At 46.7% G+C, this 12,213-nt stretch carries 13 protein-coding genes; 8 read left to right on the plus strand and 5 right to left on the minus strand.

All coding sequences use genetic code 11. From position 1 onward, the window contains the following. The first annotated feature begins 1 nt into the window (after position 1). The 7 genes from H9Q76_RS04845 (at position 2) to H9Q76_RS04875 (ending at position 4,950) form a co-directional block, all read left to right on the plus strand. Complete coding sequence (locus H9Q76_RS04845) at positions 2–1,141, plus strand: tetratricopeptide repeat protein (protein ID WP_195540832.1); 1,140 nt, start codon at positions 2–4, stop codon at positions 1,139–1,141. Positions 1,142–1,237: 96 nt separating this feature from the next. Beyond that, positions 1,238–1,588: an anti-sigma factor antagonist gene (locus H9Q76_RS04850; RefSeq protein ID WP_021984976.1), complete on the plus strand. Its 351-nt coding sequence runs from the start codon at positions 1,238–1,240 to the stop codon at positions 1,586–1,588. Next, on the plus strand, positions 1,581–2,024 hold the full coding sequence (gene spoIIAB / locus H9Q76_RS04855) for an anti-sigma F factor (RefSeq protein WP_021984975.1): 444 nt from the start codon (positions 1,581–1,583) through the stop codon (positions 2,022–2,024). The genes H9Q76_RS04850 and spoIIAB overlap by 8 nt, the downstream gene beginning before the upstream one ends. Then, a complete protein-coding gene (locus tag H9Q76_RS04860) occupies positions 2,025–2,762 on the plus strand; it encodes a SigB/SigF/SigG family RNA polymerase sigma factor (RefSeq protein WP_118545124.1) in 738 nt (245 codons plus the stop codon). It abuts the gene before it with no gap. 124 nt (positions 2,763–2,886) lie between these two features. Next, the gene (locus H9Q76_RS04865) at positions 2,887–3,528 is read left to right on the plus strand and encodes a TetR/AcrR family transcriptional regulator (RefSeq protein ID WP_021984973.1); all 642 of its coding nucleotides are present in this window, start codon (positions 2,887–2,889) and stop codon (positions 3,526–3,528) included. 13 nt (positions 3,529–3,541) lie between these two features. After that, positions 3,542–4,273 carry a hypothetical protein gene (locus H9Q76_RS04870; protein WP_021984972.1) on the plus strand — a complete coding sequence of 244 codons (732 nt, stop codon included), beginning with the start codon at positions 3,542–3,544 and terminating at the stop codon, positions 4,271–4,273. Next, entirely contained in the window at positions 4,258–4,950 is a 693-nt protein-coding gene (locus tag H9Q76_RS04875) for a zinc dependent phospholipase C family protein (RefSeq protein WP_249321761.1), read from the plus strand. The genes H9Q76_RS04870 and H9Q76_RS04875 overlap by 16 nt, the downstream gene beginning before the upstream one ends. Positions 4,951–4,976: 26 nt before the next feature. On the opposite strand, the gene H9Q76_RS04880 is transcribed toward H9Q76_RS04875, so the two are convergent. Together H9Q76_RS04880 and H9Q76_RS04885 are read right to left on the minus strand one after the other, a co-directional pair. Further along, positions 4,977–5,945 carry a methyl-accepting chemotaxis protein gene (locus tag H9Q76_RS04880; RefSeq protein ID WP_117780974.1) on the minus strand — a complete coding sequence of 323 codons (969 nt, stop codon included), beginning with the start codon at positions 5,943–5,945 and terminating at the stop codon, positions 4,977–4,979. A gap of 24 nt (positions 5,946–5,969) precedes the next feature. After that, positions 5,970–7,052, minus strand: a complete 1,083-nt coding sequence (locus H9Q76_RS04885) for an FIST N-terminal domain-containing protein (protein WP_249321762.1) — start codon at positions 7,050–7,052, stop codon at positions 5,970–5,972. 225 nt (positions 7,053–7,277) lie between these two features. On the opposite strand from H9Q76_RS04885, the gene H9Q76_RS04890 reads away from it, so the two are divergent. Beyond that, positions 7,278–10,184 (plus strand): transglycosylase domain-containing protein, encoded by a 2,907-nt coding sequence (locus H9Q76_RS04890; protein WP_249321763.1) that lies wholly within the window; start codon positions 7,278–7,280, stop codon positions 10,182–10,184. Positions 10,185–10,265: 81 nt separating this feature from the next. On the opposite strand, the gene spoVAE is transcribed toward H9Q76_RS04890, so the two are convergent. Genes spoVAE through spoVAC form a run of 3 tightly spaced genes read right to left on the minus strand, consistent with a single transcriptional unit; the run spans position 10,266 to position 12,209 of the window. Next, the gene (spoVAE, locus tag H9Q76_RS04895) at positions 10,266–10,625 is read right to left on the minus strand and encodes a stage V sporulation protein AE (protein ID WP_021984968.1); all 360 of its coding nucleotides are present in this window, start codon (positions 10,623–10,625) and stop codon (positions 10,266–10,268) included. A 48-nt stretch (positions 10,626–10,673) separates the two neighbouring features. Next, the gene (gene spoVAD / locus H9Q76_RS04900; RefSeq protein ID WP_249321764.1) at positions 10,674–11,729 is read right to left on the minus strand and encodes a stage V sporulation protein AD; all 1,056 of its coding nucleotides are present in this window, start codon (positions 11,727–11,729) and stop codon (positions 10,674–10,676) included. A gap of 27 nt (positions 11,730–11,756) precedes the next feature. Then, complete coding sequence (spoVAC, locus tag H9Q76_RS04905) at positions 11,757–12,209, minus strand: stage V sporulation protein AC (RefSeq protein WP_021984966.1); 453 nt, start codon at positions 12,207–12,209, stop codon at positions 11,757–11,759. Positions 12,210–12,213 lie beyond the last annotated feature (4 nt).

Raw genomic sequence — 12,213 nt, forward strand, 5'->3', positions numbered from 1 at the left:
GATGGCAACAACAATGCGACCGGTGCTGTGCCCCCATTGTGGTGCACAGGTGCGGAAAAATGGATATTGTTCGGAATGTTATCTTCCGTTGTCGATGCTTAAAAAAGCGCAGAATACATCCAATTATTATTACAATATTGGGTATGACCGGGCATCGGCGAGAGATCTGTCCGGTGCGATTGAATCTCTGTTGCAGGCACTGCGGTATAACAAGCGAAATGTGCCAGCACGCAATCTGCTGGGACTCATCTATTATGAGATGGGTGAGGCTGTGCAGGCGATGAGCGAATGGGTTATGAGCATCAACTATCAACAGGAAAATAACCTTGCGACAAAATACTTAAAAGAACTGAAAAAAGATCCAGCCCGGTTGGAGAGTGTCGATCAGCTTGCGCGGAAGTTCAACATGGCAATCCAGTATGCGCACAGCGAAGATTATGATCTTTCAATCTTGCAGCTCAAAAGTGCACTCTCGGACAATCCACATTTTGTGAAAGGATATTTGCTGCTTGCCCTTTTGTATATCGGGACAGATAACTACGAGAAGGCAAGAGTGACTCTGCGTCGTGTCTTAAAGATCGATAAGGCGAATTCCCTTGCGGTGCATTATCTGCGGGAGATGGGAGATACCGAGGAAAACATCATTGAGATGCGTAAACAGAACGTGGATAATGATGGACTCTTAGACGACGATTACCTTGAGGAGATCGTTGTGACCGAGGATGGCAGAGCACCGAAGAAGATCGAGAAGAAGAATCTGTTTCAGGAGATCAAGGCAAAGAAAGATACAAGCGTTGTGCGAACCGGACAGTTTGGACAGGTCAGCCTTGCAAAATACTCTGGGTTGTATATGTTGCTTGGGCTGGCGTTTGGCGTCCTGCTTTTCAGCTTTTTCATTCTGCCTGGACAGAAAAAGAAGCTGCGGGTAGAAAATGAACAGCTGATTAAGACATACAGTGAGGAGCTTGCCGGGAAAAATTCCACGATCAACAGCCTGAGTGCAGAGGTGGACAGTCTGACAAAACAGATTGATACACTGCAAAATGGAGCCGCACAGGGGGAGACGGATCTTCCTGATTATTCCAATGTTGTGTCGGGCATGTCAGATACAGATTTACAAAATATGATAGACAAAGAGTAATCGATGATTATTCGAAATTACGAAAGAAAGTGAAATGATTTCACTTTCTTTTTCTTTTGCATTTTTTTCTGGATATATGGATATAGGAGGCAATTTATGGTGTATGAAGTAGCAAATGGTGTGCTGATTTATTATCTGCCGGAGGAGCTTGATCACTATGCGGCGGATATGCTCAAGCGAAAGACGGCACATGTGTTTGATGAGGAGGAGATCAGGTACCTGATCTTTGATTTCTCGAAGACGCAGTTCATGGACAGTTCCGGCATCGGGCTGATTACCGGACGGTTTCGGATGGTGCATGACAAGGGAGGATGTGTATATGCGGTGCATGTCAATGAAACGATCGATCGCATTTTGTTGATGTCAGGAATCTATCGCATCTTAAAGAAGATGGATTCTCTGGATGCGATAAAAAAGGAGATGGTAAAGGGAGGATATTATGAATAGTGCAAACGAAATGAATGTGGAATTTGATAGTGTGGCGAAAAATGAGAGCTTTGCCCGTGTGATCGTGGCATCATTTATCACGTCGACGAACCCAACGCTCGAAGAAGTGTCGGATATTAAAACGGCAGTTTCCGAGGCGGTCACAAATGCAATCATTCATGGCTATGAGAAAGGTGCGGGAAAAATCTGGATTCGTACAGTCGTGGAAGACCGTTCGGTGTACATAGAAGTGCGGGACAAAGGAATAGGCATCGCGGATGTCAAACAGGCGATGGAGCCACTTTTCACAACAAAACCGGAAGAGGAACGATCTGGTATGGGGTTTTCCTTTATGGAGGCATTTATGGATCGGCTGGAGGTTGAATCTGCCGCAGGCGAAGGTACCGTGGTAAAAATGTGGAAGGAGATCGGTGCACCGGCACCACATTATGAATAAATGAATGAATGGGAACTATTTCAACAGGCACAGATGGGGAGCAAGGCTGCAAAGGAAAAAATAGTTTCAGATAATACCGGGTTGGTGTGGAGCATTGCGCGGCGGTTTGTCAATCGTGGTTATGATCTCGAGGAACTGTATCAGATTGGCTGTATCGGACTGCTCAAGGCATGTGACCGGTTTGAAAGCCGTTATGGCGTGCAGTTTTCCACTTATGCCGTGCCGCTGATCGCTGGAGAAATCAAACGGTTTCTGCGTGATAATGGTGCGATCAAGGTATCGCGTATCCTAAAACAAAATGGCTATCAGATCAGCAAAGCGAAGGAGGCGTTGCTGCACAAATATGGAAGAGAGGCAACGCTGGATGAGCTGGCAGACTATACGGGACTTTGCGTCGAGGATATCGTGATGGCGACAGAGGCGAACCGGGAGGTGGAATCCATCCAGCAGACAATCTGTGGCAAGGATGGGACACAGGTCAGTCTGGTGGAGCGACTGGTGGATGAAGCACAGTCGGAAGTGGCAGCGGAAAATATCATGAATCGGATCTTGGTCGGACAGGCAATGGAAAAGCTGGGGGAGATGGAACAGGAATTGATCCGGTTGCGGTTTTTCGAGGATAGGACACAGACAGAGGTTGCGAAGGTGCTGGGAATCAGTCAGGTGCAGGTCAGCCGGCTGGAGAAGAAAATACTGATTCAGATGCGTCAGAATCTGGATTTTTATAAATCGAACTAGAAGTACGATTTATATATAAAAAGTACAATGCTAGAAATAAAAGTAGAATAATAAAACTTATAGTTGAAAAAACATACTTCGCGTTGTATAATGTCAACAATAGTTGTATTTGGCGGGAGAGTATATGGGAGCACGCAAGAAGCTTGCGCTGGAACAGTTTAATCGCGACAATATTTTGACGGCGGCGAGGGAGTTATTTGAGACGAAAGGCGTTCAGGACACGACGATGGACGATATTGCGCTGCAGGCAGATTACAGCAAGTCGACGATTTATGTATATTTCCGGAGCAAGGAAGATATCTATAATTCCATAGTGGTTGATTATCTTGATATCCTGATTGGTGAGATGACGGTGTATATCGAGGGAGATACCTCTTTTGAGGACAGCTATTACAAGCTGTGTGAACGGCTGGTTTCTTTCTGTGAACGATATCCGAAGTATTATGCTTCCCTGATGTTTGAGGAGAAGGCAACCAACAGCCGGAAGCAGGGCACGGTGATTCTGCCGGAGATCCTGCAGGAATTATATGGATTGATGGAAGCGCTCGTCCAGAAGGGAAAAAACACAAACGTGTTACAGGAAACACTCGATACAAAGCCGACGGTTTTGTATCTCTGGTCATCCTTAAGCGGTATTATTCAGATTTCGGCACAGAAGAAAAAAGAGATCACGAAGCAGACCGGGATGACGATGGAAGAATATCGGAGCTTTGCTTTTCGCACACTGTATGAATCACTTGTACAGAAGAAAGCTTCGGGAGAGTAGTGGGAGGATACAAATGAGGGGTATGGAATTGAAAAATGAGATAGAAGAGGCACGGAATTATATTTTTTACGTGTCTGATTATATTGATGTGTCTGCAGGACATGCATGGAAGATGGACTGCCGGCAGGCAATGACTGAACAGATGGTACAGAATCTTCCAAACTGCAAGGTGATGAAATATACAGAATATCATGGAGAATGTCTGGATGCAGACAGTGTGGGAATTTTGTTCCCATCGAAGATGTGGGGGATTTCCCTTGCGGTATATGCATTTTTACAGAATCTGCGGGTGTCTGCGTCGACCTATGTGTATGCAGTCGCGATGGGAGAGGTCTTATCTGCAGAAGTAAATGGAACCGCAAATGTACGGATGGAGACACTTGGACAGTTTCAGGATATCTTTGAGCGCCGGAGACTGGGGGATATCTCAGATATTTACATCCGATGTATCGATTACAAGCGCGAGTTTACAACGACGGAGGAGAAGCTGATGCGCTCGGTTACAACGGCAGAACGGATTGCCGATGTGATGGAGGGACTGCTTTTTTACAGCATGAAGGCAGTAAAAGAGCAGAAGCTGCAGTTTGTCACAGACAAGCGCACGACAGTTCGGACAAAGCATGTGGCAGAGCGGAAGGAAGTGACAGCTTTGGTGGAAACGAAGATTTTGCCGATGCCAAATATCAAGAATGTATTTCTGGACGATGATTTGTTGTCGGAGGTTCGGATATGCCAAGCTATGTAATCCATTTATCCTGTGCCAAACGCGCGCTGGAGATGCTGCCGGAGATGAACGCACAGGAGCAAAATGCATTTTTTCTTGGAAATATGATCGCAGATATGTGCAGGGATAAGCATTACACACATTTCTGGAACGATGTGACCTATGACAAGCTGGTGCGCCGACCGGATCTGGACTGGTTTTTACAGAAATATGGTGATGCATTACAGGAGCCGTATGTGCGTGGATATTATGCGCATCTTTTGCTTGATTATAATTTTCTGGATCTGTACTGGGACAGACATTTCCGGTTTTATAATGCGCAAAAGCAACCGGAGGTGTTATATGATGCGGTTACTTTTGTAGAAGTGTTGGAACAGCAGCAGATGTATGATCGTCAGGAATTTTTCTCTAAGAAATGGTATTATGGTGATTACGACCGGATGAATGCGTATTTCGCGAATAGATATAATGTAATGTTTCCGAATCTGGAGTTCAATGCGAAAGAATGGGAACGTATACGGCGGATTACAGAGATCGACTGGGACTATGCGCCGGAAGCGATGGAACGGACAAAAGCCCAGTTATCGCAGAGTGTTGCAATCGCCAAGCCGGGAATCATCCCGCAATTACAGATATTTGTGCTTCCGGAACTGGAACAGTTGGTGGAAGTTACCGCAAAAAAAGTGGCAGAGATATAAAATCCCTGCCACTTTTTTTGTCGCCATTAAATATTGATATGTGTTTTTTGTACTTCTTCGACGATCGGATCGACCTGATCTAAGAGGTTAATCATGTTTTCGTACAACTGATTCTTGCGTGTGATATCGCCGGATAACTGGTTGACTGTCTCGGACACGCCGATATAGCCGTCCTTGGCACTTAAGATATCTCCCTGAATCTGATCAGCGGTTTCGTTACAAGTGTCAACGGCAGCGGCAATCTGCTGCTGAACCTCAATCACACCGTTGACGGATTCTTTGATATTGCCAAACAGTTCGGTTGTCTTTTTTACCTGCTCCTGTTCATGGGAGAGCATCCGGTTTGCTGTTTCCATCGAAGCATTTAAGTTGGAAGCGTCCTCGCGGAGCAGTGCCATGTTTGCATTTACAGTATCGACGAGCTTCTTGATCTCTGCGGACAGGGTGCTGACCTCGGTTGCGACAACGGCAAACCCGAGACCGTGCTCCCCGGCACGGGCGGCTTCAATCGAAGCGTTTAAGGAGAGCATGTTTGTCTGGTTGGCGATACCAATAATACCGGACATTGTCTCCTGAATCTCGTCGAAGCTGCTCTGGAATTTATTTAAGACTTCCACGACATGCTGGAAATCCTTCAGTACATTGGAAGAGCTTTCCTGCAGGCTGTCGACATTTTCGTTTGCCTGATCGGTCGCGGTAAGTACTCCGCTGACGCTCGTTTCAATCTGGGAAGAAACTTCTACGATATTGGCAAATTCCTGCTTGATGGAATCCATACCGGAAGCAACCTGATCGGACTGCGCGAGGATCGTATCAAAGGAACCCTGGATATCAGAGATCTGACTTGCGGTCTGCATTTCTTCTTCAATCAGGGATTTCCGGTTTTCCTTCAGGCTTTTCGTAATCTGGGTGATCGGCTCTAAGCTTTGCTTTAAGGCAAGCCCGGTTACCGTTTCTGTTGGAACTGCATGTATTTCTGTTTTCTTTTTAAACATCGTGGTTATACCTCCTGCGTGTAATTATTCAAATGCTGCAAGCACAAGTGTCTGATTCATATGCTGGTTGTTAAACTGCTGGCCGTCGCCGACGAAGATCGCAGCAGGTGCAACCGTACGGAATGAAGCAACATAGTCGGTCAGGACATCGTCCTCTGCAAATAGGCGCAGACGGTTCGCACTGTCAAAGCCAAGCAGGAATGAAACCGGGGATGCCTGTATGGAGGCAAGCAGTTCTTCGTGAATCTGCCGGTAATCATCGACATCCATGATATAGATGCTGTCATTTTCATAGATTGCCTTGCCGTTGAACATGACGCCGTTCCGGTCGACCGACATTGTCTGGATGATACAGGTATCATCGCCAAGGGCGCGTCCAAGTGGATGGCGCGGCATGGCAGAGAGGATATCTTCGAGCTGGACGCCGGTTTCCTCCTGGTAGAGCTCTAATGCTGGAACGCCATCTAACTGAAACAGTGTTTTGGTTCCCGGTTCTACCAAGTTGGCGAAATGCGCACGGCGGCTCTGCCGTTTGTAAATATTTTCCTTATATAGATGGATCTTGCCACCTTTGTTTTTGATAAACGCATACGCACAGCTTCGCGTATGAACCTTCCCGTCTAAAATCACACAGTGTTTTTCGCCGAGCAGGACGCCATAGGCACTGGCACCGATCAACGGAACACCGGCTTCCTGCAGGGAATCGTGGATGGTTGACAGGACGCGTTCCTCGCATCCGGTCATAAATTCCAGACAGATCGTATCGGAATCCCCCGGTTCGATCGCCTGCAGATTCGCAAGAAATGTATGCATGGATTTGACCGGAGTTGTGCGGACATCTTCAATTATGCCCGTACATACTTCAATGCCTGCAAATCCAATGACAATGATTGCCTGTGTCAGGCGCATCTCTTTCGCAATGCCTTCACCGCTGGTACCGATCATCGGTGTGCCCGGATATTTCTCGCCGAGCAGGGCGGCGGCAGCTTCTATTTTTGAAAAAGGAGCAATCAGGATTAGAAAATCAGCTTTTTTCAATCCGGCGGTTGCTTCCGTTATGGCTGTTTCCACATGGTCTGCGCGACCGATGCCTACAAAACCTTTCATCTTAAGCCTCCGACTGCGACTATACTTGTGGGGCATGTAAATGCGCAGTGAATTTACACGCGGAAAAATCCGCGGCACCTAAACTTATTCTACCAAAAAATGGAGAAAAAGAATAGAGGAAAAGAAAAATGTTTAGAATAGGTAATATCTTGTATTTGTGGTAAAAGTTTGCTATAATGGCGTTTATCTGGATACTTATATGCAAAAATAAAGGGAGGTAGCTCGATGGGCTATTCAAAAGCGGAAACTGAGAAAAAACAGAGAAAACTTGTTTCCAAAACACAACGAAATACGAGAAAAGTGCTGGTTATACTTTTTAAGATCATATTGGTTGGTATCATTGCAGTGATCATAGCCGGAGCCGGAGCTGGATTCGGTATGATGAAGGGTATTTTGGACAATGCACCGGATACCTCCAGTATCAATATTGTTCCACAGGGATACCGGTCGAATATCCGGTCACAGGATGGCACGGTAGAAAAAGAGATCTCCACGATTGATTCGAACCGTGTTTATGTATATTATGATCAAATCCCGAAAGATATGGTCAATGCATTTGTTGCAATCGAGGATCAGCGATTCTGGACGCATAATGGTATTGATGTGCGCGGTATCTTCCGTGCGTTTGCAAAGGGCGCGGCAAGCGGTCACTTTAATGAGGGTGCATCGACGCTGACGCAGCAGCTCATCAAGAATCAGGTATTTAATGTCGGTCTGGATGAGACGACATTTATGGACAAGCTGGAACGTAAGATTCAGGAGCAGTATCTGGCAATTGAACTCGAAAAGCAGTACACAAAGGAAGAAATCGTTGAGTACTATCTGAACACAATCTATCTGGGACGTGGTGTCAGTGGTGTTCAGGCAGCTTCCGAGAAATATTTCGGTAAGGATATGACGGAACTTACGATCTCAGAGATCGCAGTTATTGCAGGTATTCCACAGAACCCAAGCCGTTACGATCCGGTTGCCAATCCAGACGAGAACAAAAAGCGCCGGGCGGAAGTTTTAAAGAAGATGTTAGATCAGGAATACATCACACAGCAGCAGTATGACGAGGCAGTGGCAGATGATGTCTATGCGAGAATCGATGCCGAGCATGAGGTTCAGCTTGCAGAATCTGACGTGAACACTTTCTATCAGGATGCTATCATAAATGGTGTCATAGAGAAGTTTATGGATATGTATGGCTGTACAAAGTCAGAGGCGGAGAACAAGCTTTACACGGGTGGTTATGAGATTTACTCTGCACAGGATAAAGCAATCCAGAAGATCTGTGATGATGTCATCAACAATCCGGAATATGTAAGCAATAGCACGAAGGTTGGTTTGAGCTACAAGCTGACACTTCTGGGAGCCGACAAAGAAACAAATTACAATTACAGCATTGGCGATCTGACCAATTATTTTGCAGAGCAGACAGGAAATTCAAAGTATAATAATATTTATCCGAGTGAACAGGATGCGAGAGCCGCAGCCGACACATTCAAGGAAGCGATGCTGGAAGAGACAGGCGGAACCTATGTCGCTGAAGCATTTTCTGTATCACCGCAGCCACAGTTTTCGTTCACAATCATGGATCAGCATACCGGCTATGTAAAAGCACTGGTAGGCGGACGTGGTACGAAGACCGTAAACCGTGCATTTAACCGTGCAACGGAGGCAGAGAGACAGCCGGGTTCCACGTTCAAGATCGTAGCAGCATATGCACCGCTGATCGACAGTGGTAAGGCAGGTCTTGCAACATCGTTTAACGATGAGCCATATCAGTATGCAAATGGTAATGAGGTTCGGAATGCCGGTGGCGGACATAGCGGATATTGTACGATCCGTAAGAGTATCGCAAGCTCCATTAACGTCTGTGCGGTAAAGGCAATTACCGAAGAGACACCAGAGGCAGCATTTGAGTATTTGTTGAAGTTTGGATATACGACACTGGTAGACCAGGAGGTGGACAGCAATGGTACGCTGCTCACAGATAAGACACAGGCGTGTGCACTGGGTGGATTGAGTTATGGTGTTACGAATTATGAGATGACAGCCGCTTATGCATCGATTGCAAATGGTGGTGTTTACAATCAGCCGGTTTTGTTTACCAAGATTATCGATCATGATGGAAATGTGGTAGTTGACAACACGACACCAACCTCCCATGAGGTAATCAAGCCGACAACTGCATGGCAGTTGATCGAGGCGATGAAGTCCGTAGTTACAAGCGGAACTGGTACGCCGGCAAGATTACAGTCTGGTATGACTTGTGCAGGTAAGACAGGTACAACCTCTGAAAACTATGATCTTTGGTTTTGCGGTATGACACCATATTATACCGCGTCTATCTGGATGGGTTATGACAGTAACGTTGATATGGGTGGACAGAATACACATAAATATATGTGGCGCGATATCATGGATCAGATTGTAGAGTTAGAAGGACAGGATACATCGGCAGACTTTGAGCGACCTGAGGGTATCACGACGATCAGCGTCTGCGAGATCACCGGATTGCTTCCGGGTGAAGGCTGCCCAACTTCTTCGGATTATTATGCACAGGCAGATATCCCATCACAGAGATGTAGTGGACACGAGGCACTTGAGTTCTGTACAGAATCACATAAACTTGCAAACAGTGGATGTCCGGAGACTGTTTCATTTACAGTCGAGATTGATGAAAACGGAAATAAGAAGCTGGTAGGCTCCAATGGAGAATCTACTGATGGATACACATATACTGATGAGGTGTGTGATATTCATACACCGTTAGAGGAGGGTGAGATTGAACTTGCTTCTTCAGCAGGTGAAGGAGGAACGATTTCACCGACGGTTCGAGTTGCGAAGGGTGCCAATGTAACCTTCTATATCACACCGCACAATGGATACCGGATCAAGGATGTCATTGTAAATGGACAGAGTCAGGGCGCTGTTTCAAGCTTTACATTTAACGATGTACAGGCAAACGGAACGATCAGTGTTACCTTTGAGAAGACTGGAGGTACCGATCCGGCACCAACGCCGACAACACAGCCGCCGGCACCGACGACGCAACAACCGCCGACAACACAGGCGCCAACAACGCAGCAACCAACAACACAGCAACCGGAGCCGACGACACAGGCACCGGAGCCGCAAACGTAATATAAATCAAAGAAGTATCTGAGAACAGTTGTTTATGACTGCAATCAGATACTTCTTTTTGTTTTTGTTATAAATAAAGCTTCAATTCTTTGGCATCTTTGGAGAGAAGATGAGAGATGCAAAGTAAGAGAAGATCAAAGCGGCGGAGGTTCCGACGGCTGCCATTTTGAAACCACCGCGGAACAGTCCGAGAAAGCCATCTTCGTTTACTGCATCCTTGATTCCTTTCCACAGGTTGTAGCCGAATCCGGTCAGGGGAACGAAAGCACCCGCTCCGGCAAATTTCATGAAAGGCTCATAGATGCCAACTGCCCCTAAGATTACCCCCGTGCAGACTAAGATCACCATCACCCGTCCGGGCATAAGCTTGGTTGTATCCATCAGAATCTGTGACAGTACACAGATGATTCCACCGATGACAAAAGCAAGAATATAGTCCATATATACATCCTCCAATCTAAGATATAATGAAGCACGCGGATGCGTGTATTATTCGATGTGTTCGATGACAACGGCGTGCGCGACGCCGGGGATCGTCTGTCCCTCGTTGAAGCTGACTGTAGAAAGCAATGCTCCGGTAGGGACGAATAACACGCGTTTCCATTCGTTTGATTCTAATTGATGCAGAATATAGCCGGCAAGTGTGACAGCTGCACAGCCGCAGCCACTGCCGCCACTGTGGGTATCCTGTTCCTCGTTGTCGAAGATACAGACGCCGCAGTCCATATGCTGTTTCTCAATGTCGTAGTCGTTATCCCGTAACAGTTTTATCAGAATTTCACTGCCGACTTTTCCAAGATCGCCAGTGATGATTTTATCAAAATGCGATGGCTTGACGGCGAGATCTTCGAGACATTGGTAGATGACATCTGCTGCGGCAGGTGCCATACAGGCGCCCATGTTCATGTTGTCCCGTACGCCGTAATCAACGATTTTTCCGGTTGTCACAGAAGTGATGCGAGGGTATTCTTTCATCGGCTGATCTGGACTGGTTGCAGATACAAGGAATGCGCCGCTTCCAGTGACTGTCCAGGTAGAAGAGAGTGGGCGCTGGTTTCCGTATTCCAGTGGAAACCGGAACTGTTTTTCTGCACCACCGAAGTGACTGCTTGTCACAGCAATGACATGCGAGGCATAGCCTGCATTGACAGTCATAGCTGCAAGTGACAATGCTTCGCCACAGGTGGAGCAGGCACCATACAGACCGAAGATAGGTATCTGAAAATCTTTCAGACCGAATGTAGAACCGATCAACTGTCCAAGCAGATCGCCACCGAAGATATAGCGGATATTCTCCTTGGCGATGCCGGATTTCGTGATGGCAGTCTGTACTGCGCGGCGCACCATTTCGGATTCGCCTTCTTCCCACGAGTCCATGCCGAAGGCAGGATCTGGCTCAATCTGGTCGAAATAGGAGGCGAGAGGTCCCTGCCCTTCCATGTCACCGACGATTGAGGCACGGCTTAAAATTGCTGGTGGACAGGCAAAGCGTATGGTCTGTTTTCCGACAGCCTGATTTGTTTTTTCTTGTTCATTCTGATTCATAATAACTCCTTTCTGGATAATCTGTTATTACAGTAGTTTGAAAATCCAATAGATGAAACCGGCGACAAAGCTTACTACGACACCGAATAAGATAACAGGTCCGGCAATCGTGAACACTTTGACACCTTTTCCGAACACTTCACCCTCTTTTTTGTATTCGATCGTTGGGGCGGCAACGGAATTCGCAAATCCGGTAATCGGAACCAGAGCACCGGCACCGCCATATTTCGCGAGTGGTTTGTAGAGGTTTAACCCCGTAAGCAGGACGGAGAGAAATACAAGCAGGATCGAACAGACGCTCATTGCGTCTGCCTCCTCATAATGAAACTGCGTCGTACATACGTTGAAGATCACCTGCCCGAGCAGACAGATACAGCCGCCAACGAGAAAGGCGTGCAGGCAGTTTTTGAAACAACTGTGTTTCGGCGTGATCGCTTCGACGTAACGGTTATATTCCTGGTCGTTTTGCTTTACTTTCATAGAG

Source organism: Wujia chipingensis (genome assembly GCF_014337155.1).
Lineage (GTDB): Bacteria > Bacillota > Clostridia > Lachnospirales > Lachnospiraceae > Coprococcus_C > Coprococcus_C hominis.

Coding starts and splice junctions, on each gene's coding strand:
- H9Q76_RS04845 (WP_195540832.1), top strand. CDS start 2: ATGGCAACAACAATGCGACCGGTGCTGTGCCCCCATTGTGGTGCACAG.
- H9Q76_RS04850 (WP_021984976.1), top strand. CDS start 1,238: ATGGTGTATGAAGTAGCAAATGGTGTGCTGATTTATTATCTGCCGGAG.
- spoIIAB (WP_021984975.1), top strand. CDS start 1,581: ATGAATAGTGCAAACGAAATGAATGTGGAATTTGATAGTGTGGCGAAA.
- H9Q76_RS04860 (WP_118545124.1), top strand. CDS start 2,025: ATGAATGAATGGGAACTATTTCAACAGGCACAGATGGGGAGCAAGGCT.
- H9Q76_RS04865 (WP_021984973.1), top strand. CDS start 2,887: ATGGGAGCACGCAAGAAGCTTGCGCTGGAACAGTTTAATCGCGACAAT.
- H9Q76_RS04870 (WP_021984972.1), top strand. CDS start 3,542: ATGAGGGGTATGGAATTGAAAAATGAGATAGAAGAGGCACGGAATTAT.
- H9Q76_RS04875 (WP_249321761.1), top strand. CDS start 4,258: ATGCCAAGCTATGTAATCCATTTATCCTGTGCCAAACGCGCGCTGGAG.
- H9Q76_RS04880 (WP_117780974.1), bottom strand. CDS start 5,945: ATGTTTAAAAAGAAAACAGAAATACATGCAGTTCCAACAGAAACGGTA.
- H9Q76_RS04885 (WP_249321762.1), bottom strand. CDS start 7,052: ATGAAAGGTTTTGTAGGCATCGGTCGCGCAGACCATGTGGAAACAGCC.
- H9Q76_RS04890 (WP_249321763.1), top strand. CDS start 7,278: ATGGGCTATTCAAAAGCGGAAACTGAGAAAAAACAGAGAAAACTTGTT.
- spoVAE (WP_021984968.1), bottom strand. CDS start 10,625: ATGGACTATATTCTTGCTTTTGTCATCGGTGGAATCATCTGTGTACTG.
- spoVAD (WP_249321764.1), bottom strand. CDS start 11,729: ATGAATCAGAATGAACAAGAAAAAACAAATCAGGCTGTCGGAAAACAG.
- spoVAC (WP_021984966.1), bottom strand. CDS start 12,209: ATGAAAGTAAAGCAAAACGACCAGGAATATAACCGTTACGTCGAAGCG.